At 61.8% G+C, this 24,570-nt stretch carries 28 protein-coding genes; 16 read left to right on the forward strand and 12 right to left on the reverse strand.

What is annotated here, in order from left to right:
* Positions 1-26: 26 nt before the first annotated feature.
* Positions 27-455, reverse strand: coding sequence for an NINE protein (locus tag BFP99_RS01500; protein WP_027606088.1), 429 nt, complete (start codon positions 453-455; stop codon positions 27-29).
* Positions 456-705: 250 nt separating this feature from the next.
* On the opposite strand from BFP99_RS01500, the gene BFP99_RS01505 reads away from it, so the two are divergent.
* The gene (locus BFP99_RS01505) at positions 706-1,341 is read left to right on the forward strand and encodes a C40 family peptidase (protein WP_027606089.1); all 636 of its coding nucleotides are present in this window, start codon (positions 706-708) and stop codon (positions 1,339-1,341) included.
* Positions 1,342-1,419: 78 nt separating this feature from the next.
* Here the strand turns inward: BFP99_RS01505 and BFP99_RS01510 are convergent, their stop codons facing one another.
* Positions 1,420-2,454 carry a type IV pilus twitching motility protein PilT gene (locus BFP99_RS01510; protein WP_065946515.1) on the reverse strand — a complete coding sequence of 345 codons (1,035 nt, stop codon included), beginning with the start codon at positions 2,452-2,454 and terminating at the stop codon, positions 1,420-1,422.
* A 57-nt stretch (positions 2,455-2,511) separates the two neighbouring features.
* On the opposite strand from BFP99_RS01510, the gene BFP99_RS01515 reads away from it, so the two are divergent.
* The 9 genes from BFP99_RS01515 (at position 2,512) to BFP99_RS01555 (ending at position 9,147) form a co-directional block, all read left to right on the forward strand.
* A complete protein-coding gene (locus tag BFP99_RS01515; protein ID WP_065923850.1) occupies positions 2,512-3,198 on the forward strand; it encodes a YggS family pyridoxal phosphate-dependent enzyme in 687 nt (228 codons plus the stop codon).
* Between the two features lie 33 nt (positions 3,199-3,231).
* Positions 3,232-4,050 carry a pyrroline-5-carboxylate reductase gene (gene proC / locus BFP99_RS01520; protein WP_027606092.1) on the forward strand — a complete coding sequence of 273 codons (819 nt, stop codon included), beginning with the start codon at positions 3,232-3,234 and terminating at the stop codon, positions 4,048-4,050.
* A 25-nt stretch (positions 4,051-4,075) separates the two neighbouring features.
* Positions 4,076-4,663 (forward strand): YggT family protein, encoded by a 588-nt coding sequence (locus tag BFP99_RS01525; RefSeq protein ID WP_065923851.1) that lies wholly within the window; start codon positions 4,076-4,078, stop codon positions 4,661-4,663.
* Positions 4,664-4,789: 126 nt separating this feature from the next.
* Positions 4,790-5,929, forward strand: a complete 1,140-nt coding sequence (locus BFP99_RS01530) for a homoserine O-succinyltransferase MetX (protein WP_027606094.1) — start codon at positions 4,790-4,792, stop codon at positions 5,927-5,929.
* Positions 5,930-5,936: 7 nt separating this feature from the next.
* Positions 5,937-6,557 (forward strand): methionine biosynthesis protein MetW, encoded by a 621-nt coding sequence (gene metW, locus BFP99_RS01535; protein ID WP_017735309.1) that lies wholly within the window; start codon positions 5,937-5,939, stop codon positions 6,555-6,557.
* A gap of 21 nt (positions 6,558-6,578) precedes the next feature.
* Positions 6,579-7,013, forward strand: a complete 435-nt coding sequence (locus BFP99_RS01540) for a DUF4426 domain-containing protein (protein ID WP_027606095.1) — start codon at positions 6,579-6,581, stop codon at positions 7,011-7,013.
* The gene (gene rdgB / locus BFP99_RS01545) at positions 7,010-7,606 is read left to right on the forward strand and encodes an RdgB/HAM1 family non-canonical purine NTP pyrophosphatase (RefSeq protein ID WP_027606096.1); all 597 of its coding nucleotides are present in this window, start codon (positions 7,010-7,012) and stop codon (positions 7,604-7,606) included. Before BFP99_RS01540 ends, rdgB begins: the two co-directional genes overlap by 4 nt.
* Positions 7,603-8,805 (forward strand): radical SAM family heme chaperone HemW, encoded by a 1,203-nt coding sequence (gene hemW / locus BFP99_RS01550; protein ID WP_065946516.1) that lies wholly within the window; start codon positions 7,603-7,605, stop codon positions 8,803-8,805. Before rdgB ends, hemW begins: the two co-directional genes overlap by 4 nt.
* An 18-nt stretch (positions 8,806-8,823) precedes the next feature.
* Positions 8,824-9,147, forward strand: coding sequence for a DUF3392 domain-containing protein (locus BFP99_RS01555; RefSeq protein ID WP_010207241.1), 324 nt, complete (start codon positions 8,824-8,826; stop codon positions 9,145-9,147).
* Positions 9,148-9,228: 81 nt separating this feature from the next.
* Here the strand turns inward: BFP99_RS01555 and trmB are convergent, their stop codons facing one another.
* From trmB to BFP99_RS01575, 4 genes are all read right to left on the reverse strand, one after another.
* On the reverse strand, positions 9,229-9,954 hold the full coding sequence (gene trmB / locus BFP99_RS01560) for a tRNA (guanosine(46)-N7)-methyltransferase TrmB (RefSeq protein WP_065946517.1): 726 nt from the start codon (positions 9,952-9,954) through the stop codon (positions 9,229-9,231).
* Between the two features lie 9 nt (positions 9,955-9,963).
* The gene (locus BFP99_RS01565) at positions 9,964-10,758 is read right to left on the reverse strand and encodes a thiazole synthase (RefSeq protein ID WP_065946518.1); all 795 of its coding nucleotides are present in this window, start codon (positions 10,756-10,758) and stop codon (positions 9,964-9,966) included.
* Between the two features lie 60 nt (positions 10,759-10,818).
* Positions 10,819-11,019, reverse strand: a complete 201-nt coding sequence (thiS, locus tag BFP99_RS01570; protein ID WP_049711100.1) for a sulfur carrier protein ThiS — start codon at positions 11,017-11,019, stop codon at positions 10,819-10,821.
* A 79-nt stretch (positions 11,020-11,098) separates the two neighbouring features.
* Positions 11,099-11,473 (reverse strand): DUF423 domain-containing protein, encoded by a 375-nt coding sequence (locus BFP99_RS01575; protein ID WP_065923855.1) that lies wholly within the window; start codon positions 11,471-11,473, stop codon positions 11,099-11,101.
* Positions 11,474-11,547: 74 nt separating this feature from the next.
* Here BFP99_RS01575 and mtgA point away from each other — a divergent pair, with 74 nt between their 5' ends.
* Complete coding sequence (mtgA, locus tag BFP99_RS01580; RefSeq protein WP_065923856.1) at positions 11,548-12,270, forward strand: monofunctional biosynthetic peptidoglycan transglycosylase; 723 nt, start codon at positions 11,548-11,550, stop codon at positions 12,268-12,270.
* 46 nt (positions 12,271-12,316) lie between these two features.
* Here the strand turns inward: mtgA and rpoH are convergent, their stop codons facing one another.
* The 4 genes from rpoH to ftsY form a co-directional block, all read right to left on the reverse strand.
* Complete coding sequence (gene rpoH / locus BFP99_RS01585) at positions 12,317-13,171, reverse strand: RNA polymerase sigma factor RpoH (RefSeq protein ID WP_003176698.1); 855 nt, start codon at positions 13,169-13,171, stop codon at positions 12,317-12,319.
* Positions 13,172-13,300: 129 nt separating this feature from the next.
* Complete coding sequence (ftsX, locus tag BFP99_RS01590; protein ID WP_065923857.1) at positions 13,301-14,323, reverse strand: permease-like cell division protein FtsX; 1,023 nt, start codon at positions 14,321-14,323, stop codon at positions 13,301-13,303.
* Positions 14,320-14,991 (reverse strand): cell division ATP-binding protein FtsE, encoded by a 672-nt coding sequence (ftsE, locus tag BFP99_RS01595; protein WP_003213784.1) that lies wholly within the window; start codon positions 14,989-14,991, stop codon positions 14,320-14,322. The genes ftsX and ftsE overlap by 4 nt, the downstream gene beginning before the upstream one ends.
* Positions 14,988-16,367: a signal recognition particle-docking protein FtsY gene (ftsY, locus tag BFP99_RS01600; protein ID WP_065946519.1), complete on the reverse strand. Its 1,380-nt coding sequence runs from the start codon at positions 16,365-16,367 to the stop codon at positions 14,988-14,990. Before ftsY ends, ftsE begins: the two co-directional genes overlap by 4 nt.
* 498 nt (positions 16,368-16,865) lie before the next feature.
* Between ftsY and BFP99_RS01605 the strand changes: the two genes are divergently transcribed.
* From BFP99_RS01605 to BFP99_RS01620, 4 genes are all read left to right on the forward strand, one after another.
* Entirely contained in the window at positions 16,866-18,221 is a 1,356-nt protein-coding gene (locus tag BFP99_RS01605) for a M16 family metallopeptidase (RefSeq protein WP_065923859.1), read from the forward strand.
* On the forward strand, positions 18,214-19,704 hold the full coding sequence (locus BFP99_RS01610; protein ID WP_065946520.1) for a M16 family metallopeptidase: 1,491 nt from the start codon (positions 18,214-18,216) through the stop codon (positions 19,702-19,704). Before BFP99_RS01605 ends, BFP99_RS01610 begins: the two co-directional genes overlap by 8 nt.
* Positions 19,704-20,321 (forward strand): 16S rRNA (guanine(966)-N(2))-methyltransferase RsmD, encoded by a 618-nt coding sequence (gene rsmD, locus BFP99_RS01615; protein ID WP_027606107.1) that lies wholly within the window; start codon positions 19,704-19,706, stop codon positions 20,319-20,321. The genes BFP99_RS01610 and rsmD overlap by 1 nt, the downstream gene beginning before the upstream one ends.
* A 61-nt stretch (positions 20,322-20,382) precedes the next feature.
* Positions 20,383-21,378, forward strand: coding sequence for a hydrolase (locus BFP99_RS01620; RefSeq protein WP_065946521.1), 996 nt, complete (start codon positions 20,383-20,385; stop codon positions 21,376-21,378).
* A gap of 57 nt (positions 21,379-21,435) precedes the next feature.
* Here BFP99_RS01620 and BFP99_RS01625 read toward each other — a convergent pair whose 3' ends face one another.
* Positions 21,436-22,290: a sulfurtransferase gene (locus tag BFP99_RS01625; protein ID WP_065946522.1), complete on the reverse strand. Its 855-nt coding sequence runs from the start codon at positions 22,288-22,290 to the stop codon at positions 21,436-21,438.
* A gap of 33 nt (positions 22,291-22,323) precedes the next feature.
* Positions 22,324-22,995: a TetR/AcrR family transcriptional regulator gene (locus BFP99_RS01630; RefSeq protein ID WP_065946523.1), complete on the reverse strand. Its 672-nt coding sequence runs from the start codon at positions 22,993-22,995 to the stop codon at positions 22,324-22,326.
* 146 nt (positions 22,996-23,141) lie between these two features.
* Here BFP99_RS01630 and BFP99_RS01635 point away from each other — a divergent pair, with 146 nt between their 5' ends.
* Positions 23,142-24,569, forward strand: coding sequence for a coniferyl aldehyde dehydrogenase (locus BFP99_RS01635; RefSeq protein ID WP_065946524.1), 1,428 nt, complete (start codon positions 23,142-23,144; stop codon positions 24,567-24,569).
* Position 24,570 lies beyond the last annotated feature (1 nt).

Here is a 24,570-nt window from a genome sequence, read left to right on the forward strand (position 1 = left end):
GCTCGCTCCTACAGGTTATTTATGATCTACCGGCCGCCGTTGCGCTCGGCATTGCGGATCGAAACCTGGGTATTCAAGGTCCAGAAGTCATACAGCACTCCCACCAGGAACAAGCCGCCGGTCAGCAGGTAGATCAGGCCGGTGATCCATTTGCCCTGGTACATGCGGTGCACGCCGAACACCCCCAGAAACGCCAACAGAATCCATGCCACGTTGTATTCGATAGGCCCAGCGGTAAAACGCAGGTCCGCTTCACGGTCCATGGCCGGAATCAGGAACAGGTCGATCAGCCAGCCGATCCCCAGCAAGCCGAGGGTGAAAAACCAGATCGTTCCAGTGACCGGTTTGCCGTAATAGAAACGATGGGCCCCGGTAAACCCGAAAATCCAGAGCAGGTAACCGATCACCTTGCTGTGGGTGTCTTGCTGCGGACCAACCTGTTGATAGGTGTTCATGGAGTACCTCTTTTGCTTCGATAGATAAATTTTTTCACTTTCTTTGTGACTTTTTTACAGGCGCCCGACGTACGGCAAATGGTATCTTCCCTCCCCTGAAAGCCTTATGCCACCTGACTTGTGTAGGACAATCGCGGCGAATCGTCGCGTTTTTCCTGAGTTTGACCCCAAGGTTCAGTCGACAAACGGCCTGAGAACGACACAAAAAGCTGTTATAAAGTTGCGCGCAAACCCATAAGAGCCACGCCTAATGCGACCATTTTTAAAGACATGGCTAACCATTTGCCTATTAATGCCACTGGCCGCCCACGCCACCAATCGTGAGCAACGACTTCCGAACGTCAACGGTTTCACCCCTAAAGTCCACAGCGCGCCCAGCACTGCCAAATCGGCAAAGCCGACCGTCAGCCGCCCGACTCAACTGAGCAAGGCCCACGGTAAAGCAGTTCCAGGCCTGATGGCAGTCAACACCAGGCAAAGCAGCACCGTCCTCAGCCGCGCCGTAAACGTGCTCGGTACTCCTTATCGTTGGGGCGGCAGCAGCCCAAGTAAAGGGTTCGACTGCAGCGGCCTGGTGAAATATGCGTTTAACGACGTAGCGGCCGTGGATCTGCCGCGCACCTCCAACGCCATGGCCGCCGGTCATGGGCAGAAGGTTGAGCGCAAGGACCTGAAACCGGGTGACCTGTTGTTCTTCAAACTGAAGAGCCGCCAGGTGAACCACGTAGCCATCTACCTGGGCAACGACCGCTTCATCCACGCACCGCGCCGTGGCAAGTCGGTCAGCATCGACACTCTGAAAAAGCCGTTCTGGGACAAGAACTACGTGATTGCCAAGCGGGTTCTGCCGAAAGAGCAGAATACCTTGCGGGTAGTACAACGCTGATCTGAAGCTGGAATGCAGTAGTACATGTGGGAGGGGAGCAAGCCCCCTCCCACATTTGATGTGTGTCGTCCACACCCCTCAGATATCCCCAGGCACCCTCGCCTTCTCCCGCGCCTCTTCCCGGCTGATCACGCCTTCCGTGACCAACGCCTTCAAGCTCATATCCAACGTCTTCATGCCCAACGCGCCGCCGGTCTGAATCGCCGAGACCATCTGCGCCACCTTGTCTTCGCGGATCAAGTTACGAATAGCCGGCGTGCCCAGCATGATTTCATGGGCCGCCACCCGCCCGCCGCCAACCTTCTTGACCAGCACCTGGGACACCACCGCCTGCAACGACTCCGACAGCATCGAGCGGACCATGGCCTTTTCCCCCGCCGGGAACACGTCCACCAGCCTGTCCACGGTCTTTGCCGCCGAGGTGGTGTGCAGGGTGCCAAATACCAGATGCCCGGTCTCAGCCGCCGTCAGGGCCAGGCGGATGGTTTCCAGGTCGCGCAGTTCGCCCACCAGGATCACGTCGGGGTCTTCGCGCAGCGCCGAACGCAAGGCCAGCGAGAAACTATGGGTATCTCGATGCACCTGGCGCTGGTTGATCAGGGCGGTTTTCGGCGTGTGGATAAACTCGATGGGGTCTTCCAGCGTGAGGATGTGCTGGCGCCGATGCTGGTTGAGGTAATCGATCATCGCCGCCAGGGTAGTGGACTTGCCGGAGCCGGTGGGGCCCGTCACCAGCACCAGGCCGCGCGCAAGCTGGGCGATACGCTGGAACACTTCCCCCAGGCCGAGGTTTTCCAGGCTCTGGACCTCGGCCGGGATGGTGCGAAACACCGCGCCCATGCCGCGATCCTGCTGGAATACGTTCGCCCGGAACCGCGCCACGCCCGGCAACTCGAAGGCAAAATCCGTTTCAAGAGATGTTTCGAAATCCTTTTTTTGGTAGCGGTTGAGCAACGGGCTCAATAAATCCGCTACTTGCGGGGGTGAAAGCACCGGCCAATCCAACGGCCAGACCTCACCATCAATACGCAGCATAGGCGCCATACCGGCCGACAGATGCAGGTCGGAAGCGCCGCGACGCACGCCGGCCTGCAGTAATTCAGTGATATCCATAGGGCTTTCCATTTCCAGTAGAATGCCGCGGACTCCATATCCACGGGCGCATCTTGAATGTCGACGATAGCAGACAACATCGGCCAGGTTAGCCAGCGCATCCGCGCCGCAGCCGACGCCGTGCAACGTGACGCAAACAGCATCCACCTGCTGGCCGTGAGCAAGACCAAACCCGCCCAAGCCGTGCGTGAAGCCTATGCCGCCGGGATGCGTGATTTTGGCGAAAACTATCTGCAGGAGGCCCTGGGCAAGCAGGCCGAATTAACCGACCTGCCCTTGAGTTGGCACTTCATCGGCCCCATTCAATCGAACAAGACTCGCGCCATCGCCGAGAATTTCGCTTGGGTGCATTCCGTGGACCGTCTCAAAATTGCACAACGCCTGTCCGAGCAACGCCCGGTGGACCTGCCTGCGCTGAATATCTGCATCCAGGTCAATGTCAGTGGCGAGGCCAGCAAGTCCGGCTGCACCCCCGCCGACCTGCCGGCCCTGGCCAACGCCATCAGCGCCCTGCCGCGCTTGAAGCTGCGGGGCTTGATGGCGATTCCCGAGCCGACGGACGATCGGGCCGAACAAGACGCCGCGTTTTCCAGCGTGCGCGACCTGCAAAACAACCTGAACCTGCCGCTCGACACACTTTCCATGGGCATGAGCCACGACCTTGAGTCGGCCATCGCCCAAGGCGCCACCTGGGTGCGGATCGGTACCGCCCTGTTTGGCGCCCGCGACTACGGCCAGCCATGAAATGGCTGACATCCATCTAAGTAAGGACCTGTCATGAGCAACACGCGTATTGCCTTTATCGGCGCCGGCAACATGGCGGCCAGCCTGATCGGCGGCCTGCGGGCCAAGGGCCTGGAAGCGGCGCAGATCCGCGCCAGCGATCCGGGCGCCGAGACCCGTGCCCGCGTCAGCGCCGAGCACGGTATCGAAACCTTCGCCGATAACGCCGAAGCCATCCAAGGTGTCGATGTGATCGTACTGGCGGTCAAGCCACAGGCCATGAAGGCCGTGTGCGAAAGCCTGCGCCCAAGCCTTCAGCCACACCAACTGGTGGTGTCGATCGCCGCCGGTATCACCTGCGCCAGCATGAACAACTGGCTCGGCGCGCAACCGATCGTGCGTTGCATGCCCAACACCCCGGCGCTGCTGCGCCAGGGTGTGAGCGGTTTGTACGCCACCCACGAGGTGACCGCCGAGCAACGTGACCAGGCCCAGGAACTGCTGTCCGCCGTGGGCATCGCCCTGTGGCTGGAACAGGAGCAGCAACTGGACGCGGTCACCGCCGTGTCGGGCAGCGGCCCGGCTTACTTCTTCCTGCTGATCGAGGCCATGACCGCCGCCGGCGTGAAACTGGGCCTGCCACAGCAAGTCGCCGAGCAACTGGCCGAGCAAACCGCCCTGGGCGCCGCGAAAATGGCTGTCTCCAGTGAAGTGGACGCTGCCGAGTTGCGCCGTCGCGTCACCTCCCCCGGCGGCACCACGCAGGCTGCCATCGAATCGTTCCAGGCCGGGGGCTTTGAAGCCCTGGTGGAAAAAGCACTGGGTGCCGCAGCACATCGTTCGGCTGAAATGGCCGAGCAGCTGGGCAAATAGTCGTCCCCCTACAAAGGAATAAATGATGCTTGGACTCAATGACGCCGTCATCTTCATCATCCAGACCTTGGGCAGCCTGTACCTGCTGATCGTGCTGATGCGTTTTATCCTGCAACTGGTGCGGGCGAACTTCTACAACCCGCTGTGCCAATTCGTGGTGAAGGCCACCCAACCGCTGCTCAAGCCCCTGCGTCGAGTGGTCCCGAGCATGTTCGGCCTGGACATGTCGTCGCTGGTGCTGGCGCTGCTGCTGCAGATCCTGCTGTTCGTGCTGGTCTTGATGCTCAAGGGCTACCTGCCTTACACCGTGCTGCTGTTGCCATGGGCACTGATCGGGATCTTCTCGTTGTTTTTGAAGATCATCTTCTGGTCGATGATCATCAGCGTGATCCTGTCCTGGGTCGCGCCGGGTAGCCGCAGCCCAGGTGCCGAGCTGGTGTCTCAGATCACCGAGCCGGTGCTCGCGCCGTTCCGCCGCTGGGTGCCCAACCTGGGCGGCCTGGATATTTCGCCGATCTTCGCGTTTATCGCGATCCAACTGATACAAGGCTGGGGCATCCCGTACCTGGCTGACTTCGCGAACATGCCCAAGGAACTGTTCGGACTGATCTGACAGGCGGAGCAAATGCAGGAGGGGCGGGGCGACGATTCGACTTGCTCCCTCCCACATTTGGCCTTTGCTTGCCGCTGGGTGCATCGGTCTTTAGACTTACGCCTCATTTAAACGAGAGCAGGGTCGATGCCAACTGCCTTCCCCCCCGATTCTGTTGGACTGGTCGTGCCCCAAGTGGCGCACTTCAGCGAACCACTGGCCCTGGCCTGTGGTCGTTCGCTGCCTGCCTATGACCTGATTTATGAAACCTACGGCCAACTGAACGCCACGGCGAGCAATGCCGTGCTGATCTGCCACGCCCTCTCCGGTCATCATCACGCCGCTGGTTTCCACAGCGTTGACGAGCGCAAGCCTGGCTGGTGGGACAGTTGCATCGGCCCCGGCAAGCCCATCGACACCAACAAGTTCTTTGTCGTCAGCCTGAACAACCTCGGCGGCTGCAATGGCTCCACCGGCCCCAGCAGCCTCAACCCGGAAACCGGCAGGCCGTTCGGCGCCGACTTCCCCGTACTCACCGTGGAAGACTGGGTGCACAGCCAGGCGCGCCTCGCCGACCTGCTGGGTATCCGGCAATGGGCCGCGGTGATCGGCGGCAGCCTGGGCGGCATGCAGGCCCTGCAATGGACCATCACGTATCCGGATCGCGTGCGCCATTGCCTGGCCATCGCCTCGGCGCCCAAATTGTCGGCGCAGAACATCGCCTTCAACGAAGTGGCGCGCCAGGCCATCCTCACCGATCCCGAGTTCCACGGCGGTTCGTTCCAGGAAGCCGGTGTGATCCCCAAGCGCGGCTTGATGCTGGCGCGAATGGTCGGGCACATCACCTACCTGTCCGATGACTCCATGGGCGAGAAATTCGGCCGTGGCCTCAAGAGCGAGAAGCTCAACTACGACTTCCACAGCGTCGAGTTCCAGGTGGAAAGCTACCTGCGTTATCAGGGCGAGGAGTTCTCCGGGCGTTTCGACGCCAACACCTACCTGCTGATGACCAAGGCCCTGGACTACTTCGACCCGGCAGCCAACCACGACGATGACCTGGCGAAAACCTTCGAGGGCGCCACGGCCAAGTTCTGCGTCATGTCGTTTACCACCGACTGGCGCTTCTCGCCGGCCCGCTCCCGAGAGCTGGTGGATGCGCTGATGGCGGCCAAGAAAGACGTCTGCTACCTGGAGATCGATGCACCGCAAGGCCATGACGCCTTCCTGATTCCGATCCCGCGCTACCTCCAGGCTTTCAGCAACTACATGAACCGCATTACTTTGTGAGAACGCCATGAGAGCCGACCTGGACATCATCCAAGACTGGATCCCCGCCGGCAGCCGCGTGCTCGACCTGGGCTGCGGCGATGGCGAACTGCTGAGCTGGCTGCGCGACAACAAGCAAGTCACCGGCTACGGCCTGGAAAACGACCCGGACAACATCGCCCAGTGCGTGGCCAAGGGCATCAACGTGATCGAGCAGGACCTGGACAAGGGCCTGGGCAACTTCGCCAGCAACAGCTTCGATATCGTGGTGATGACCCAGGCCCTGCAAGCGGTGCACTACCCGGACCGCATCCTCGACGAAATGCTGCGCGTGGGTCGCCAGTGCATCATCACCTTCCCCAACTTCGGGCACTGGCGCTGCCGCTGGTACCTGGCGACCAAGGGCCGCATGCCAGTCTCGGATTTCCTGCCGTACACCTGGTACAACACGCCGAACATCCACTTCTGCACCTTCGAAGACTTCGAAGCCCTGTGTGGCGAGCGTGAAGCCAAGGTGATCAACCGCCTGGCCGTCGATCAACAGCATCGTCACGGCTGGGCAAGCAAGCTATGGCCCAATCTGTTGGGCGAAATTGGTATCTATCGGGTCAGCAGCCCTGGCCTGACGGATCACAAGATTGCCGTCTAATCATTTTCAAGAGGGACGATCATGAGTCGCTTGGCTATTTTTCTACTGACTGCATGCCTGGGCGCCAGCGCCATGGCGGCGGACACTATCGACGCTAATCGCAAGAAAGACTTCGGTGATATCACCGTTCATTACAACACCTTCACCTCCAGCTTCCTGCAGCCGGAAACCGCCCAGAAAGTCGGCGTGGTGCGCAGCAAGGAGAAGGGCTTGATCAATGTGACCGTGATCAAGGGCGTAACCCCGGTGGCAGCGCAGGTGACAGGCACCATCAAGGACCTGGGCGGCAAGAGCGAGATCCTGACGTTCAAGCAAATCGACGAGAAAGGCGGGATCAATTACCTCGCGCCGTACTCCGTGACGCAGCGGGAATACAAGACGTTTACCATCAATGTGGAAACCGGCGGCAAAGCCCATAGCTTCCAATTCAACCAGGAACTGTTTCCGGCGGAATGATGAACCTTACTCAACTCGTATTGGCCAGCCATAACGCCGGCAAGCTCAAAGAACTCCAGGCCATGCTCGGCGAATCCGTGCAGCTGCGCTCCATCGGCGAGTTCAGCCAGGTGGAGCCGGAAGAGACCGGCCTGTCGTTCGTCGAGAACGCCATCCTCAAGGCGCGCAATGCCGCACGCATCTCGGGCCTTCCGGCGCTGGCGGACGACTCTGGCCTGGCGGTGGACTTCCTCGGCGGCGCGCCGGGTATCTACTCGGCGCGTTATGCCGATGGCAAGGGCGATGCGGCCAACAACGCCAAGCTGCTGGACGCGCTCAAGGACGTGCCGGACGCGATGCGCGGCGCGCAGTTCGTCTGTGTGCTGGCCTTGGTACGGCATGCCGATGACCCGCTGCCGATCCTCTGCGAAGGCCTGTGGCACGGGCGCATCCTGCACGCGGCCAGCGGTGAGCACGGTTTTGGCTATGACCCGCTGTTCTGGGTGCCGGAGCGCAATGTCTCCAGTGCCGAATTGAGCCCGGCCGACAAGAACCAGATCAGCCACCGTGCCCGCGCAATGGATTTGCTGCGCCAGCGCCTGGGCTTGAAATGACCCGGAACACCTCCGCGCAGCCGCTGATCCACGGTGGCGCGCAAACACCTCGGGCGGCGCTGCCGGTGCTGCCGCCCCTGGCGCTGTACATCCACATCCCGTGGTGCGTGCGCAAATGCCCTTACTGCGACTTCAACTCCCACACCGCCAGCAAGGTGCTGCCGGAAGAAGAGTATGTGGACGCCTTGCTGGCCGACCTCGATCAGGACCTGCACGCGGTGTATGGGCGCGAACTGAGTTCGATCTTCTTCGGCGGCGGCACGCCAAGCCTGTTCAGCGCTGCGGCGCTGGGCCGATTGCTCAAAGGCGTGGAAGCACGCATCCCGTTTGCCGGCGACATCGAGATCACCCTGGAAGCCAACCCCGGCACGTTCGAGCAAGAGAAGTTCGTCGCCTACCGCGCGCTGGGGATCAACCGGCTGTCCATCGGCATCCAGAGCTTCCAGCAGGCAAAGCTTGAGGCCCTGGGCCGCATCCACAACGGCGACGAAGCCGTACGCGCCGCCGGGATGGCGCGCCAGGCCGGGTTCGACAACTTCAACTTGGACCTGATGCACGGCTTGCCCGACCAGTCCCTGGACGATGCGTTGAGCGACCTGCGCCAGGCCATCGCGCTCAAACCCACACACCTGTCCTGGTACCAGTTGACCCTGGAACCCAACACCGTGTTCTGGAACCAGCCGCCCGCGCTGCCGGAAGACGACACCCTGTGGGACATCCAGGAAGCCGGCCAGGCGCTGCTGGCCGAACACGGTTACGCACAATACGAAGTGTCGGCCTACGCCCAGCCCGGGCGCCCGGCGCGACATAACCTCAACTACTGGAGCTTCGGCGACTTTATCGGCATCGGCGCCGGGGCCCACGGCAAGCTCAGCCATCCGGACGGGCGCATTGTGCGCACCTGGAAGACCCGCGCGCCGAAGGACTACCTCAACCCGGCCAAAAGCTTCCAGGCCGGGGCGAAGGAGCTGACCAACGAAGAGTTGCCGTTCGAGTTCCTGATGAACGCCCTGCGCCTCACCGAGGGCGTCGACGCCACGCTCTACGCCGAACGCACCGGCCTCGACCTGGCGAGCCTCGACGAGGCGCGGCGCGAGGCAGAACAAAGTGGCTTAATGCAGGTCGAACCGTCACGCCTGGCGGCCACCGATCGCGGGCAACTCTTTCTCAATGACCTGTTGCAGAAGTTTTTGAGCTGATCGCTCTAAGGAAATCGAATGGATCTGGTACTCGACCTGCTCGCCACGGTATCCCGCTGGAGCCGCAGCAACCTGTCGGAAATCTCCCTGGCCCTTGTGGGCTGTTTGCTGGTGCTGTTTGGCGCCGACATCAAGGGCTGGGTCGAAGCACGCCTGGGCAGCGTTGCCGGCGCGTTGCGCGTACCGTTGATGGCCCTGCTGTGCATGATCGGCAGCGGTGCGGCGCTGATCTATGCGACGCCGTGGATTGTGCGGGGATTGAGCCAGTTCAATAACTACAGCCTGGCGCCGGTGCTGGTGGTGGTGCTGGTGTTGATTGGCGTCGTCGCCGATCGCCGCTGACCTCAAATCCAACACAAAACAACTGTGGGAGGGGGCAAGCCCGCTCCCACATTTTTTACTGCATTCCAAGCCAGGGACTTGTCAGTCGACTTTCTCGAACTTCAAATCCCAAACCCCATGCCCCAGCCGCTCACCACGCCGCTCGAACTTGGTGATCGGGCGTTCGGCCGGGCGTGGTACGCATTTGCCGTCTTGCGCCAGGTTGCGGTAGCCAGGGGCAACGTCCATCACTTCCAGCATGTATTCGGCATAGGGTTCCCAGTCGGTAGCCATATGCAGGACACCGCCGACTTTCAGCTTGCTGCGCACCAGTTCCGCGAAGGAGGCCTGGACGATGCGGCGCTTGTGGTGACGGCTCTTGTGCCATGGGTCGGGGAAGAACAGCATCAGGCGGTCGAGGCTGTTGTCGGCGATGCATCGGTTGAGCACTTCGATCGCGTCGCAGTCATAGACCCGCAGGTTGGTCAGGCCTTGTGTCAGCACGCCATTAAGCAGCGCACCGACACCTGGGCGGTGGACTTCCACGCCGATGAAATCCTGTTCCGGCGAGGCCGCGGCCATTTCCAGCAGGGAGTGGCCCATGCCGAAACCGATTTCCAGGGAACGCGGGGCCGAACGGCCGAACACCTGGTCATAGTCCACCGGCGCATCGGCCAGGGGCAGGACGAACAGCGGCGTACCTTGCTCCAGGCCCTTTTGCTGGCCCTCGGTCATGCGGCCGGCGCGCATCACAAAACTCTTGATGCGGCGGTGCTTGGACTCGTCGCCTTCTTCCACGGTGTTCGGCGTTTCGTTTGATTCAGTCATCAATGGCTCTTACTTGATCAGACCATCCAGCGGCGAAGAGGCGCTGGCGTAGAGTTTTTTTGGCATGCGCCCGGCAAGGTAGGCCAGGCGGCCGGCGACGATGGCGTGTTTCATGGCTTCGGCCATCAGCACCGGGTGCTGGGCGTGAGCGATGGCCGAGTTCATCAGCACCGCGTCACAGCCCAGTTCCATGGCGATGGTGGCGTCGGAGGCGGTACCGACACCGGCGTCCACCAAGACCGGGATCTTGGCTTCTTCGAGGATTATCTGCAGGTTGTACGGATTGCAGATACCCAGCCCGGAACCGATCAGGCCGGCCAGCGGCATCACGGCGATACAGCCGATTTCGGCCAGTTGGCGGGCGATGATCGGGTCATCGCTGGTGTAGACCATCACGTCAAAACCTTCCTTGACCAGGGTTTCGGCGGCCTTGAGGGTTTCGATCACGTTGGGGAACAGGGTTTTCTGGTCAGCCAGCACTTCCAGCTTGACCAGGTTGTGGCCGTCGAGCAGTTCACGGGCCAGGCGGCAGGTACGCACGGCTTCGATAGCGTCGTAGCAACCGGCGGTGTTCGGCAGGAAGGTGTAGCGATCCGGCGACAGCACGTCGAGCAGGTTCGGCTCGCCCTCGATCTGGCCGAGGTTGGTGCGGCGCACGGCGAAGGTCACGATCTCGGCGCCCGAGGCTTCGATGGCCTGGCGGGTTTCTTCCATGTCGCGGTACTTGCCGGTGCCGACCAGCAGACGGGACTGGTAGGTACGACCGGCCAGGACGAAGGGCTTGTCGTTGCGAACGATGCTCATGGGAAATCCTCGAAATGGGGTGAGGTTCTGCAGAATCCGGGGCTACATAAACGCGCGGGACTAGCCGCCGCCGATGGCGTGGACCACCTCGACCTGGTCACCCTCGGTGAGCGTGGTCTCGGCGTGCTGGCTACGCGGGACGATATCCAGGTTGAGTTCCACTGCGACGCGACGCCCGGTCAGGTCCAGGCGGGTCAGCAGGGCCGCAACGGTTTCACCGTCGGGCAGTTCAAGGGATTCGCCGTTCAACTGAATGCGCATACCAGGGGCCGCCATCGTTTTTAGGGGCCAGCATTCTAGCGCGATTGGGACCTGAAGGTCAGCTTCAAGCGTCAAGCGGTCACAGTTGCAAGCGCCATGCTGCCAGCCCCAACAGGAACCAGCCAGACAGGAAGGCCAGGCCCCCGAACGGCGTGATGATGCCGAGCTTGCTGATGCCGGTCATGGTCAGCACATACAAGCTGCCGGAGAACAACAGGATCCCGACTACGAACGAGATGCCAGCCCACGTTACCAGCCGGCCCGGCAGGTGCGCGGCCAGCAACGCCACGCCGAACAGCGCCAGGGTGTGCACCAACTGATAAGTCACGCCGGTGTGAAAGATCGCCAGGTACTCGGCGCTGAGGCGGCTTTTCAGGCCATGGGCGGCGAACGCACCGAGGGCGACACCGGTGAAGCCGAAAAAGGCAGCCAGCATCAGAAAGCTACGCAGCATGAGGAACTCCAGTCAGACTCATTGGACAGGGTCTGTATAATGGCCCGCTCAACGGGTTCGGCCAAGCCATCTCTATGCTGCGTGTCCTCTTCAAACGCCTTCTCAACGTCGTGAAATGGTTTGCCATCGGCAGTGTTCTGCTGGTGCTGCTGTTCCGTGTCGTCCCGCCGCCCTTCACCGCGCTGATGGTGGAGCGAAAGGTCGAATCCTGGTTCGACGGCGAACCCATTGACCTGCAACGCACCTGGGTGCCGTGGGACGAGCTCTCCGACGACCTGAAAGTGGCGGTGATGGCCGGTGAAGACCAACGCTTCCCGCAGCATTGGGGCTTTGATTTCGGCGCGATCCAGGCAGCGCTCCTGCACAACGAGCGCGGCGGTTCGATCCGGGGCGCGAGCACGCTGAGCCAGCAGGTGTCGAAAAACCTGTTCCTGTGGGCGGGTCGCAGTTATTTGCGCAAAGGCCTGGAAGCCTGGTTTACCGGGCTGATCGAGGTGTTGTGGCCCAAGCAGCGGATTCTTGAGGTGTACCTCAACAGCGTGGAATGGGATGAAGGCGTGTTTGGCGCGCAAGCGGCGGCGCGACATCACTTTGGCGTAAGTGCCAAGGGGTTATCACGGCAGCAGGCCAGCTACCTGGCGGCGGTGTTGCCTAATCCACGGGTGTGGAGTGCCAGCCATCCGACCGCGTATGTGGCGCGACGGGCAGCCTGGATTCGCCAGCAGATGAGCCAGCTGGGCGGAGAGGGTTACTTGGTGGAACTGAACAATTCCCGCAAAGCGCCTTGGTCCGACTGATACAACACAAAACAAATGTGGGAGGGGCTTACCCCCTCCCACATGTTCAGGCGGCGATCGACAACTTCAGCTTGTTCATCGCGCTTTTCTCAAGCTGGCGAATGCGCTCGGCCGACACGTTGTACTTCTGCGCCAGGTCGTGCAGCGTGGCTTTTTCTTCCGCCAGCCAGCGCTGGTAGAGGATGTCACGGCTGCGGTCGTCCAGCACTTCCAGCGCTTCGTGCAGGTTGTGGTTGGAGTTGTCGCTCCAGTCGGCGTCTTCCAGTTGACGCGCCGGGTCGTACCGGTGGTCTTCCAGGTAATTGGCCGGCGATTGGAAAGCGCTGTCGTCGTCCGCTTCGGCGGCCGGGTCGAAGGCCATGTCATGGCCGGTCAGGCGGCTTTCCATCTCGCGCACTTCACGGGGCTCCACGCCGAGGCTTTCGGCCACGCGGTGGACTTCCTCGTTGTTCAGCCACGCCAGGCGTTTTTTCTGGCTGCGCAGGTTGAAGAACAGCTTGCGCTGGGCCTTGGTGGTCGCGACTTTCACGATGCGCCAGTTGCGCAGGATGAACTCGTGGATTTCCGCCTTGATCCAGTGCACGGCAAACGACACCAGGCGCACGCCCATCTCAGGGTTGAAGCGCTTTACAGCCTTCATCAGGCCGACGTTGCCTTCCTGGATCAGGTCAGCCTGGGCCAGGCCGTAGCCGCTATAGCTACGGGCGATATGTACGACAAAACGCAGGTGGGCGAGCACCATCTGCCGAGCCGCCCCCAAATCCTGCTCATAGTAGAGACTCTCGGCCAGTTCACGCTCCTGCTCGGGCGTCAGCAATGGAATGCTGTTGACCGTGTGCACATAGGCTTCCAGGTTCGCACCCGGGACCAAGGCATAAGCAGGTTGCAAAGAAGTGGTCATACGAAAAAACCTCCGACTCACATAACTCGTGCAGTTCAGCACTGCGAAAATTGACCGGGAACCGTAGGACAAGTTCCCTAAACCACTGATACGGTCAATACAAACGAAACCACATTACCCTGACATTAACTACTTCGGTGCCAGCTCGCGTAAATGCCGTGCGACCGCAATCCAGGCACCGATATAACCCAACAATACCGCGCCAAGCAAGAGCGACAGACCATCGGCAACCGGCACCCCGGCCAGGGCAAAATCGCTGCCGTACAAGCCGGCAAGCCCGACAACCGCGTCGTTCAGCCAGTTCAGGCCGAATGCCAGCACGCCCCAGGACAAAATCCCCGCACCCAGGCCATAAAGCGCGCCCATGTACAGAAAAGGCCGACGCACATAGCTGTCCGTGCCGCCGACCAGTTTAATCACTTCTATCTCGGTGCGACGGTTTTCAATATGAAGACGAATGGTATTACCTATCACCAAAAGTAATGCAGACACCAACAGCACCGTCAGGCCGAATACAAAGCGGTCGCCCAGCTTGAGGATCGCCGCCAGGCGCTCCACCCAGACTAGATCAAGTTGCGCCTGTTGCACCTTCGGCATCTCTGCGAGTTTTTGTCGCAGGGCTTCAAGGCCCGCCTTGTCGACTTCATTCGGCGTCACCAGCACCACGCCCGGCAGCGGGTTCTGCGGCAGCTCTTTCAGCGCCTCGCCCAGGCCGGACTGTTGCTGGAACTCCTCAAGGGCCTGGTCGCGGCTGACGTACTCGGCGTCCGCGACGCCCGGCATGTTCTTGATATCGTCCCGTAGTGCTTCGCCTTCCTTGGTGCTGGCATCCAGGTTCAGGTACAGGGAAATCTGTGCCGCACGCTGCCAGGAACCGCCCAGGCGCTCGACATTATTAAGCAGCAGCGACAAGCCCATCGGCAGGCTCAGGGCCACGGCCATCACCAGGCAGGTAAAAAAGCTGCCGATCGGCTGCTTGCCCAGGCGACGCAGGCTGTCCAGCAGGCTGGCGCGATGGCTTTCGATCCAGGCGCGCAGCAGGGTACTGAAGTCCGGGCCGTCATCGTCGTCGTGTTTTTTCTTTTTCGGCTGCGGATCGGCCGGTTTCGGCGCCACGCGCTCGGAAACCTTGGGGCTACGTGTTGCACTCATACGCCAGCCTCCCCGTCACCGATCAGGCGACCGCGTTGCAGGGTCAGCATGCGATGGCGCATGCGGGCGATCAGCGCCAGGTCATGGCTGGCGATCAGTACGCTGGTGCCCAGACGGTTGATGTCTTCGAATACGCCCATGATCTCGGCCGCCAGGCGCGGGTCGAGGTTACCGGTGGGTTCGTCCGCCAGCAGCAAGGCCGGGCGATGGACGATGGCGCGGGCAATGCCGACGCGCTGTTGCTGGCCGGTGGACAGGTCGCCGGGGTAGAGGTCGGTCTTGTCCGACAGCGCCACGCGCTCCAGGGCCGAATCCACGCGCTTGACGATTTCGGCCTTGGACAGCCCAAGAATCTGCAACGGCAGGGCAATGTTGTTGAACACCGTGCGATCGAACAGCAACTGGTGGTTCTGGAACACCACGCCGATCTGGCGGCGCAGGAACGGGATCTGCGCATTGCTGATGGTGGCCAGGTCCTGGCCCGCCAGCAGCAACTTGCCCGTGGTCGGGCGTTCCATGGCCAGCAGCAGGCGCAACAGCGTACTCTTGCCGGCCCCCGAGTGACCGGTGACAAACAAGAACTCGCCGCGACGCACTCGAAAGCTCAGCTCATGCAAGCCCACATGCCCGTTGGCATAGCGTTTACCGACCTGTTCGAATCGAATCATGAACGCTCCCGCTCGGCAAACAGTGCCTGGACAAAGGGTTCGGCTTCAAAGGTGCGCAGGTCGTCGATGCCTTCACCGACGCCGATATAACGAATCGGCAACCCGAACTGCTTGGCCAGGGCGAAGATCACGCCACCCTTGGCCGTGCCGTCGAGCTTAGTCAAGGCCAGGCCGGTCAGTTGGACCGTCTGGTTGAATTGCTTGGCCTGGCTGATAGCGTTCTGGCCGGTACCGGCGTCCAGCACCAGCAACACCTCGTGCGGGGCGTCTGCGTCGAGCTTGCCGATCACGCGGCGGACTTTCTTCAGCTCTTCCATCAGGTTGTCTTTGGTGTGCAGGCGACCGGCGGTATCCGCGATCAGCACGTCGATGTTACGAGCCTTGGCGGCTTGCACGGCGTCGAAGATCACCGAGGCGGAATCGGCACCGGTGTGCTGGGCGATGACCGGGATCTTGTTGCGCTCCCCCCAGACCTGCAATTGCTCGACGGCAGCGGCGCGGAAGGTGTCACCGGCGGCGAGCATGACTTTCTTGCCTTCCGACTGCAGCTTCTTGGCCAGTTTGCCGATGGTGGTGGTCTTGCCGGCGCCGTTGACACCCACGACCAGGATCACGAACGGCTTGTTCGGGGTGATCACCAACGGTGCTTCCACGGGTTTGAGCATCGCAGCCAGCTCGGCCTGCAAGGATTTGTAGAGGGCGTCGGCATCGGTCAGCTGCTTGCGTGCGACTTTCTGAGTCAGGCTCTGGATGATCACAGCGGTGGCTTCGACGCCAACGTCAGCGGTCAGCAGGCGGGTTTCGATGTCTTCCAGCAGCTCATCGTCGATGACTTTCTTGCCGAGGAACAGGCTGGCCATGCCTTCGCCGATGCTGGCGCTGGTCTTGCTCAGGCCTTGCTTGAGGCGGGCGAAGAAGCCGGTCTTGCTGGTTTCGGTGGAGGCGACGGGCGGTTCGATGACGGCGGGAGCGGCAACCCCCGGCTCCACTAGCGCAGGCACGGGGGCGGGCGCTTCGACAACGACCGGCTGCGGCTCAACGGTCACCGGAATCGGCGGCACCACATGCTCGGCCTGCACATCTTCAACCAGCGCCACAGCCTCTTCGGGCACCGGCAGCTCAGGCCACGGCTTGTGTTCGGGCTCAGGCTCCACCTCGGCCACCGGCTGCAACACCGGCTCAGCCATCGGCAACACCACCGGCGCCGGCGCTTCGGCAACGGGCTCGGCTTCTACTATAGGCTCGGGGATCGGCTCAGCTTGAACCTGTGGCTGTTCAGCGACGGTTTCCTGCGGCTTTTTGCGCAGCCATCCGAACAGGCCTTTCTTCTCGCCAGCCGCAGCTGGGGTCTTCTTGTCGTCGTTGGAACCAAACATGGAGACGGCTATCTCAAGGTAGCGACGCGCCAAGGGGCACATCGGTAAATAAAATTCGATGCGTAACAGACTGTTTTTTAGCCAGCTCGTTCATGCGCAACATTTTGTAAGGCCTAAATAGGGCCTCAACAAGACAGCCGCAGTGGCCGTCCCTTAGTCGGATCAGTATCCTAGGGCGTGTCATTCATCATTACCAGTGCCGCGTTGTCGCCTAAAAGCCAGCCAGGCAAGGCGCAGGCCGCTGGGAATGTCTTTTCCTTGCCAAGGCCTGCAACGCAGCCTGGCTGACTTTTAGGCACAACCCGAAGGGCCGGGCCTGCTAGTGTGCAGGGCTGCGTTACTCGGAGCTTATTTGGAAAAACCAAACTGCGCTCCTCGCGCCTTGCCCTGCACACTAGCAGGCTCCGGCGCGGCACTGGTAATGATGAATGACACGCCCTAACCTCCTCGCCCGCCGACGCTAAGACCAAGCGGGCAGCCCAACAGGTTTAAAAACGAATGAATGCTCTAGCCCGCCACGCCGCAGGCCTGCTGTTCAGCACAGTTTGTCTGCCCCTTTCAGCCTTGGCTGCCGACCCACAACCCACCCATGAATTCACCCTGGATAACGGCCTCAAGGTGGTCGTGCGCGAAGACCATCGCGCGCCGGTGGTGGTTTCCCAGGTCTGGTACAAGGTCGGTTCGAGCTATGAAACCCCGGGCCAGACCGGTTTGTCCCACGCCCTGGAGCACATGATGTTCAAGGGCAGCGCCAAGGTCGGCCCCGGCGAAGCCTCGCTGATCCTGCGTGACTTGGGCGCCGAAGAAAACGCCTTCACCAGTGATGACTACACCGCCTACTACCAGGTGCTGGCCCGTGACCGCCTGGGCGTTGCCTTTGAACTGGAAGCCGACCGCATGGCCAGCCTGCGCCTGCCGGCCGACGAGTTCAGCCGCGAAATCGAGGTGATCAAGGAAGAACGCCGCCTGCGCACCGACGACAATCCCATGTCCAAGGCCTTCGAGCGCTTCAAGGCGATGGCCTTCCCGGCCAGCGGCTATCACACCCCGACCATCGGCTGGATGGCCGACCTCGACCGCATGAAGGTCGAGGAGCTGCGCCACTGGTACCAGTCCTGGTATGTACCGAACAACGCCACGTTGGTGGTGGTCGGCGACGTCACCCCGGACGAGGTAAAAAACCTCGCCCAGCGCTACTTCGGCCCGATCCCCAAGCGTGACGTACCGCCCGCCAAGATTCCGATGGAGCTGGCCGAGCCCGGCGAGCGCCTGCTGACGATGCATGTGCAGACCCAATTGCCGAGCGTGATCCTGGGCTTCAACGTACCTGGCCTGGCCACCGCCGAAGACAAGCGTTCGGTCCAGGCCCTGCGCCTGATCTCGGCCCTGCTGGACGGTGGCTACAGCGCACGGATCTCCGAGCAACTGGAGCGTGGCGAAGAGCTGGTATCCGCTGCGTCCACCAACTACGACGCCTACACCCGGGGCGACAGCCTGTTCACCCTTTCGGCCACCCCGAACCAGCAGAAGAAAAAGACCGTTGCCCAAGCCGAAGCCGGCCTGTGGCGCCTGCTGGAAGAGCTGAAGGCCAAGCCACCGACCGCCGAAGAACTGGAACGCATCCGTGCCCAGGTCATCGCCGGCCTGGTGTACCAACGCGATTCCATCACCAGCCAGGCCACGGCCATTGGCTCCCTGGAAACCGTGGGCCTGTCCTGGAAACTCATGGACACCGAACTGGCCGACCTGCAAAGCGTGACCCCGGAAGATATCCAGAAGGCCGCGCGCACCTATTTCACCCGCGAACGTCTGAGCGTCGCCCATGTTTTGCCTGAGGAGACCGCTCATGAGTGATCGCAAAAGCAGCCGCCTGATCCTGCCGGGCCTGATCGCCGTGACCCTGGTCGCGGCGAGCGCCGTGTATTTCCTGCGCCCGAGTGAGTCCGTTGCCAGCCAGGCGCTGGACAAGGCTCAATCGGCCAACAAACTGCAATCCCTGGCGGAGCTGGACGGCAAGGCGCCGACCAACCGCAAGCTCGACGTGCAAACCTGGACCACCGCCGAAGGTGCCAAGGTGCTGTTCGTCGAAGCCCATGAGTTGCCGATGTTCGACATGCGCATCCTGTTCGCCGCCGGCAGCAGCCAGGACGGCAACGTGCCGGGCCTGGCGCTGATGACCAACGCCATGCTCAACGAAGGTGTACCGGGCAAGGATGTGAGCCAGATTGCCAGTGGTTTTGAAGGCCTGGGCGCCGACTTTGGCAATGGCGCTTATCGCGATATGGCGCTGGTGTCCCTGCGCAGCCTCAGCGACAGCGCTAAACGCGACGCCGCCCTGGCGCTGTTTGACGAGGTGATCGGCAAACCGACCTTCCCCGCCGACTCCCTGGCGCGGATCAAGAACCAGATCCTCGCCGGCTTTGAATACCAGAAGCAGAACCCCGGCAAACTGGCGAGCCTGGAGCTGTTCAAGCGCCTGTACGGCGATCACCCCTACGCTCACCCGAGTGAAGGCACGCCGCAAAGCGTTCCGAAGATTACCCTCGCGCAGTTGCAGGCGTTCCACGCCAAGGCTTATGCGGCGGGTAATGCGGTGATTGCCGTGGTCGGCGACTTGACCCGCGCCGAAGCCGAAGCGATGACGGCCAAGGTGTCGGCCGCGCTGCCCAAGGGCCCGGCCATGGCGAAAATCACCCAGCCAACCGAGCCCAAGGCCGGCCTGAGCCATATCGAGTTCCCGTCCAAACAGACTCACCTGCTGTTCGCCCAATTGGGTATCGACCGCGCCGACCCGGACTACGCAGCCCTGTCCCTGGGCAACCAGATCCTCGGCGGCGGCGGCTTCGGCACCCGTTTGATGAGCGAAGTGCGCGAAAAACGCGGCCTGACCTACGGTGTTTACTCCGGTTTCTCGCCGATGCAAGTGCGTGGCCCGTTCATGATCAACCTGCAGACCCGCGCCGAAATGAGCGGCGGCACCCTGCGCCTGGTCGAAGACGTGCTCGCCGACTACCTCAAGACCGGCCCGACGCAAAAGGAACTGGATGACGCCAAGCGCGAGCTGGCCGGCAGCTTCCCGCTGTCCACCGCCAGCAACGCCGATATCGTCGGGCAGCTGGGCGCCATGGGTTTCTACAACCTGCCGCTGAGCTATCTGGAAGATTTCATGAAACAATCCCAGGCCCTGACCGTAGAGCAGGTCAAGGCGGCCTTGAACAAACACTTGAGCGCCGACAAGATGGTCATCGTGACCGCCGGCCCAACGACTGCGCAAAAGCCACTACCGCCCCCCACTGATAAACCTGCCGAGCAGCCGCTCGGGGTTCCGGAGCATTAATGGCCAGTTCATCTCGCCCGAAAAAACCTGTCCACAACGTGCATAACGGTGTGGGCCAGCTGCGCATCATTGGCGGCGAATGGGGCAGCCGCAAGCTGAGCTTCCCCGACGTCGTGGGCCTGCGCCCGACGCCGGACCGCGTACGTGAAACCCTGTTCAACTGGCTGGCGCCGTACATTGCCGGCGCCAAGGTGCTGGACCCGTTCGCCGGCAGTGGCGCGCTGTTCCTGGAGGCGCTGTCCCGTGGCGCGGCCCAGGCCCAGGCGCTGGATGCCAGCAATGTCGCGGTGTCCAGCCTCAAGGAACACCTGGGCACCCTGCGCTGCACCAATGGCCAGGTGCAGACCGCCGACGCCCTGCGCTACCTGGAAACCCAGGCGCCCAGTGCCTACGACGTGGTGTTCCTCGACCCACCGTTCAACCAGAACCTGTTGCCGACCGTGTGCGCCTTGCTCGAAGAGCGCCAATGGCTGGCACCGGACGCGTGGATCTACACTGAAAGCGAGACCGCGCCGTCTACCCTGGGTTTGCCGGGCGCCTGGCGCCTGCACCGGGAGCAGAAATCCGGTCGTGTGTATTACGCGCTGTGGCATCGATTGGTCGAAAGCGTCGCTTAAAATCTGTGGGGAGCAAGCCCGCTCACCACAGACAGTGAGTCAGCTCAAAACTGAGAGTGTCATGACACCGTCCTCCGACCTGTTCACCCCCGCCTTCGGCCTCGGCAACCCTCACCTGCAAACCCTGTGGGGGCCGCTGTGGCGCCCGACTACCCATATCGAACGCCAACGCGAACGCCTGTGGCTGGAAGACGGCGACTTTCTCGACCTCGACTGGCATGGCCCCCATGACGCGCAGGCGCCGTTGGTGCTGGTGCTGCATGGGCTGACCGGCTCATCCAATTCCCCCTATGTGGCCGGCCTGCAAAAAGTCCTCGGCGCCCACGGCTGGGCCAGTGCGGCCTTGAACTGGCGCGGCTGTTCGGGCGAGCCCAACCTGCTGGCGCGCAGCTATCACTCCGGCGCCAGCGAAGACCTCGCCGCCGCGATTGCGCACCTGCGCGCCAAGCGGCCGTTGGCGCCGCTGTATGCGGTGGGTTATTCGCTGGGGGGCAATGTGCTGCTCAAGCACCTGGGGGAAACCGGCGAGGCGTCCGGGCTGCAAGGCGCAGCGGCGGTGTCGGTGCCATTTCGCCTGGACCAGTGTGCAGACCGGATCGGGATAGGTTTCTCGCGGATTTATCAAAAGCACTTCATGAGTGAAATGCTCGCGTATATCCGCGTCAAACAAAGCCGTTTTTTACAGGATGGCCGCGCGGACGGGCTGAAAACCCTGGAAGCGCTTGGCTCGCTGGAGAAGATGCGCACCTTCTGGGACTTCGACGGCCGGGTCACCGCGCCGCTGCATGGGTTCTTGAGTGCCGAGGACTATTACCGTCGCGCGTCGAGTCGCTACTACCTGGGCGCGATCCGCACACCGACGCTGATTATCCAGGCGGCCGACGACCCGTTCGTGTTTGCCCACAGCTTGCCCGAGGCCAGTGAGCTGTCGGCGTGCACCGAGTTTGAGCTGACGGCCAAGGGCGGGCACGTGGGCTTCGTCGATGGCTCGCTGAAACGCCCAGGCTACTACCTGGAGCGGCGCATACCGCAATGGTTATTGGCACGACACGGTTAAACATGTGAGAGGGGCAGGCCCCTCCCACATTCGGATTGGGTTTACACGACCGGGAACTCAGTCCCCCGTAGCGATTGCCCGCGTCGGATCGGTAATCCACTCGCTCCACGACCCCGCATACAACTTGCCCAACGGGTAACCCGCCAGGCTCAGGGCGAACAGGTTGTGGCAGGCCGTCACGCCCGAGCCGCAATACGCCACCAGTTCCTCCGGCGAGCGCCCCTGCAACTGCGCGGCGAAGCGCTGCTTGAGTTGCTCGGCCGGGAGGAAACGCCCGTCACTGCCCAGGTTTTCGTTGAACGCCGCACATTGCGCACCGGGGATATGCCCGGCAATGGGGTCGATAGGCTCCACCTCGCCGCGAAAACGCGCTTGAGCGCGGGCATCGATCAGGGTCAGGCCGGGTTGGCCCAGGCGTTTTTGCAGATGTTCGGCATCCAGCAGCAAGTGATTGTCCGGCGTGCCATCGAAAGTCCCACGCTCGATTACCGGCGCATCCAGGCTCAACGGGAAACCCGCGGCATGCCAGGCCTTGAGGCCGCCGTCCAGGATAAACACACCGTCACGCTTGCCCAGCCAGGCCAGCAGCCACCAGGCACGAGCCGCATAAGCGCCAGGGCCGTCGTCATACAGCACGATATCGGTGTCAGCATGGATACCCCATGCCCGCAGTTGCTCGGCGAAGGTGCCCGCCGCCGGTAACGGGTGACGACCGGTCACACCTTTGATCACCGGCCCGCTGAGATGGCGCTCCAGGTCGGCATATTGCGCACCGTCGATATGCCCTTCAGCGTAGCTGCAACGCCCGTAATCCGGGTCTTCCAAGGCAAAACGGCAATCCAGGATCACCAACCCCGCCGACGCCTGGCGCTCGGCCAATTGCTGGGGGCTGATCAGTTGGGCAAGCGGCATGATGGACTCCTGTGAACAGATTCGGGAAAGGTCCTACTTCACGTCTTCCAGTGCCTGGTTCAACGGCACGTAAAATTCTTTGAACAATGCATCCACCGCCTCTTTTGCCTGGGGCGTGACAAAGCCCGCCTCCAGCACCAGCACCTGATACACCCCGCGCTTGATGGCTTCGGCGCTCAGGTGGGCGGAATTTTCATTGGTGGTGCACAGGAAACGCACCCAGGAGGTGAGGATGATCCAGGCATTGAGGGTCAGGGCTTCGGTTTGCACCGGGTCCATGTTCAGGATGCCTGCATCGACAAACCCCTGGTAGATGGCGCCGCCCTGGATCAGGCAACGCTGGGAAAAACGCCGATAGCCGGTGGCCAGGTCCGGGTCGCTCTCCAGCAGGTGTTCAAGGTCGCGGTGCAGAAAACGGTAGCGCCACATGCCGGCCAGTACGGCCTGGAGATAAAAGCGCTTGTCCTCCACGACCATTGCACGCCCCTGGGGCGGACGCAGGAAACTGTCCACCAACGCTTCATATTCGCGAAACAGCACGGAGATGATCGCTTGCTTGTTGGGGAAGTGGTAGTACAGGTTGCCCGGCGAAATTTCCATATGGGCGGCGATATGGTTGGTGCTGATACTGCGCTCGCCCTGCTGGTTAAAAAGCTCCAGGCTGGTTTGCACAATACGCTCGCTGGTCTTTACTCGTGGTGCCATAGGGGAATCAGCTTCTGTACACGTGATAGGGCATCTTACGGCCTATCCTTGCCAGGATAAATCTGCATGTTGCTGCAATGTTATTTGACAATTTAGAGTAATGACTCTAAAAATCCACGCAGACCAATAACAATCGGTGCTGCGCCATGTCTGCCAACGTTGCCTACCTGCAAGATGCCCAGGCGCTGGATCAACTCCAGGACCTGTTCGACGCCCAACGCCGCGCCTACGCCGCCAACCCGATGCCGCCAGCTGCACAGCGCCAGCAGTGGCTGAAGGCCTTGCGGGATGTGCTCAGTGACGAGCGCCAGGCACTGATCCATGCGATCAGCCAGGATTTCAGCCCGCGCAGCGCCGACGAAACCCTGTTCGCCGAACTGATGCCCAGCCTGCATGGCATTCACTACGCCAGCAAACACCTAAAAGGCTGGATGAAACCTTCCCGCCGCGCTGTAGGCCTGGCCTTCCAACCCGCGTCAGCCAAAGTCATTTACCAACCCCTGGGCGTGGTCGGCGTGATCGTGCCGTGGAACTACCCGCTGTACCTGGCCATCGGCCCACTGGTCGGTGCGTTGGCGGCAGGCAACCGGGTGATGCTCAAGCTCAGCGAATCCACGCCCGCTACCGGCGAACTGCTCAAGGCGTTACTGGCGAGGGTTTTCCCCGAGGACCTGGTGTGCGTGGTGCTCGGCGAGGCCGAGGTGGGCATGGCGTTTTCCAAGCTGCGCTTCGATCACCTGCTGTTTACCGGCGCGACCAGTATTGGCAAGCACGTGATGCGCGCCGCTGCCGAACACCTCACGCCGGTCACCCTGGAACTGGGCGGCAAGTCGCCGGCCATTGTCTCCGCCGACGTACCGCTCAAGGACGCCGCCGAACGCATCGCCTTCGGTAAAGCCTTGAACGCCGGGCAAACCTGCGTGGCCCCGGACTACGTGCTGGTGCCGGAGGACCGCGTGGAGGGTTTCGTCGAGGCCTACAGCAAGGCGGTTCGCGGGTTTTATCCGACGCTGGCCGACAACCCGGACTACACCGCCATCATCAATGAGCGTCAATTGGCCCGGCTCAATGCCTACGTCAAGGACGCCACCGACAAGGGCGCCACCCTGATCCGGCTGTACGACCAGGGCCAGGCACGGCGCATGGCCCATAGCCTGCTGCTGAATGTCAGCGATGACATGACCGTGATGCAGGACGAAATCTTCGGCCCGGTGCTGCCGATCGTGCCTTATCGCGGCATCGACCAAGCCTTTGCCTACATCAACCAGCGCCCTCGCCCGCTGGCCCTGTATTACTTCGGCTACAACAAGCGCGAGCAGGACCGGGTCCTCCATGAGACCCATTCCGGCGGTGTCTGCCTGAACGACACCCTCCTGCACGTGGCCCAGGACGACATGCCCTTTGGCGGCATCGGCCCGTCGGGCATGGGCCACTACCACGGCCATGAAGGGTTCCTGACGTTCAGCAAGGCCAAGGGCGTGCTGGTGAAACAGCGCCTGAACGCGGCGAAATTGATCTACCCGCCCTACGGCAAATCGATCCAGAAACTGATCCAGAAGTTGTTTGTCCGCTGAC

Source organism: Pseudomonas sp. 1 R 17 (assembly GCF_900067035.1).
In the GTDB taxonomy this organism is placed as follows: Bacteria; Pseudomonadota; Gammaproteobacteria; order Pseudomonadales; family Pseudomonadaceae; genus Aquipseudomonas; species Aquipseudomonas marginalis.

What these genes read in the sequence shown, in the direction of transcription:
- BFP99_RS01525 (WP_065923851.1), top strand. Translation starts at nt 4,076, where the DNA reads ATGCTTGGACTCAATGACGCCGTCATCTTCATCATCCAGACCTTGGGC.
- BFP99_RS01610 (WP_065946520.1), top strand. Translation starts at nt 18,214, where the DNA reads ATGAGTGATCGCAAAAGCAGCCGCCTGATCCTGCCGGGCCTGATCGCC.
- BFP99_RS01540 (WP_027606095.1), top strand. Translation starts at nt 6,579, where the DNA reads ATGAGTCGCTTGGCTATTTTTCTACTGACTGCATGCCTGGGCGCCAGC.
- BFP99_RS01515 (WP_065923850.1), top strand. Translation starts at nt 2,512, where the DNA reads ATGTCGACGATAGCAGACAACATCGGCCAGGTTAGCCAGCGCATCCGC.
- metW (WP_017735309.1), top strand. Translation starts at nt 5,937, where the DNA reads ATGAGAGCCGACCTGGACATCATCCAAGACTGGATCCCCGCCGGCAGC.
- BFP99_RS01635 (WP_065946524.1), top strand. Translation starts at nt 23,142, where the DNA reads ATGTCTGCCAACGTTGCCTACCTGCAAGATGCCCAGGCGCTGGATCAA.
- trmB (WP_065946517.1), bottom strand. Translation starts at nt 9,954, where the DNA reads ATGACTGAATCAAACGAAACGCCGAACACCGTGGAAGAAGGCGACGAG.
- BFP99_RS01555 (WP_010207241.1), top strand. Translation starts at nt 8,824, where the DNA reads ATGGATCTGGTACTCGACCTGCTCGCCACGGTATCCCGCTGGAGCCGC.
- BFP99_RS01575 (WP_065923855.1), bottom strand. Translation starts at nt 11,473, where the DNA reads ATGCTGCGTAGCTTTCTGATGCTGGCTGCCTTTTTCGGCTTCACCGGT.
- BFP99_RS01500 (WP_027606088.1), bottom strand. Translation starts at nt 455, where the DNA reads ATGAACACCTATCAACAGGTTGGTCCGCAGCAAGACACCCACAGCAAG.
- BFP99_RS01625 (WP_065946522.1), bottom strand. Translation starts at nt 22,290, where the DNA reads ATGCCGCTTGCCCAACTGATCAGCCCCCAGCAATTGGCCGAGCGCCAG.
- BFP99_RS01605 (WP_065923859.1), top strand. Translation starts at nt 16,866, where the DNA reads ATGAATGCTCTAGCCCGCCACGCCGCAGGCCTGCTGTTCAGCACAGTT.
- BFP99_RS01630 (WP_065946523.1), bottom strand. Translation starts at nt 22,995, where the DNA reads ATGGCACCACGAGTAAAGACCAGCGAGCGTATTGTGCAAACCAGCCTG.
- ftsY (WP_065946519.1), bottom strand. Translation starts at nt 16,367, where the DNA reads ATGTTTGGTTCCAACGACGACAAGAAGACCCCAGCTGCGGCTGGCGAG.
- BFP99_RS01510 (WP_065946515.1), bottom strand. Translation starts at nt 2,454, where the DNA reads ATGGATATCACTGAATTACTGCAGGCCGGCGTGCGTCGCGGCGCTTCC.
- BFP99_RS01620 (WP_065946521.1), top strand. Translation starts at nt 20,383, where the DNA reads ATGACACCGTCCTCCGACCTGTTCACCCCCGCCTTCGGCCTCGGCAAC.
- BFP99_RS01505 (WP_027606089.1), top strand. Translation starts at nt 706, where the DNA reads ATGCGACCATTTTTAAAGACATGGCTAACCATTTGCCTATTAATGCCA.
- ftsE (WP_003213784.1), bottom strand. Translation starts at nt 14,991, where the DNA reads ATGATTCGATTCGAACAGGTCGGTAAACGCTATGCCAACGGGCATGTG.
- BFP99_RS01565 (WP_065946518.1), bottom strand. Translation starts at nt 10,758, where the DNA reads ATGAGCATCGTTCGCAACGACAAGCCCTTCGTCCTGGCCGGTCGTACC.
- hemW (WP_065946516.1), top strand. Translation starts at nt 7,603, where the DNA reads ATGACCCGGAACACCTCCGCGCAGCCGCTGATCCACGGTGGCGCGCAA.
- ftsX (WP_065923857.1), bottom strand. Translation starts at nt 14,323, where the DNA reads ATGAGTGCAACACGTAGCCCCAAGGTTTCCGAGCGCGTGGCGCCGAAA.
- rsmD (WP_027606107.1), top strand. Translation starts at nt 19,704, where the DNA reads ATGGCCAGTTCATCTCGCCCGAAAAAACCTGTCCACAACGTGCATAAC.
- rpoH (WP_003176698.1), bottom strand. Translation starts at nt 13,171, where the DNA reads ATGACCACTTCTTTGCAACCTGCTTATGCCTTGGTCCCGGGTGCGAAC.
- thiS (WP_049711100.1), bottom strand. Translation starts at nt 11,019, where the DNA reads ATGCGCATTCAGTTGAACGGCGAATCCCTTGAACTGCCCGACGGTGAA.
- proC (WP_027606092.1), top strand. Translation starts at nt 3,232, where the DNA reads ATGAGCAACACGCGTATTGCCTTTATCGGCGCCGGCAACATGGCGGCC.
- rdgB (WP_027606096.1), top strand. Translation starts at nt 7,010, where the DNA reads ATGATGAACCTTACTCAACTCGTATTGGCCAGCCATAACGCCGGCAAG.
- mtgA (WP_065923856.1), top strand. Translation starts at nt 11,548, where the DNA reads ATGCTGCGTGTCCTCTTCAAACGCCTTCTCAACGTCGTGAAATGGTTT.
- BFP99_RS01530 (WP_027606094.1), top strand. Translation starts at nt 4,790, where the DNA reads ATGCCAACTGCCTTCCCCCCCGATTCTGTTGGACTGGTCGTGCCCCAA.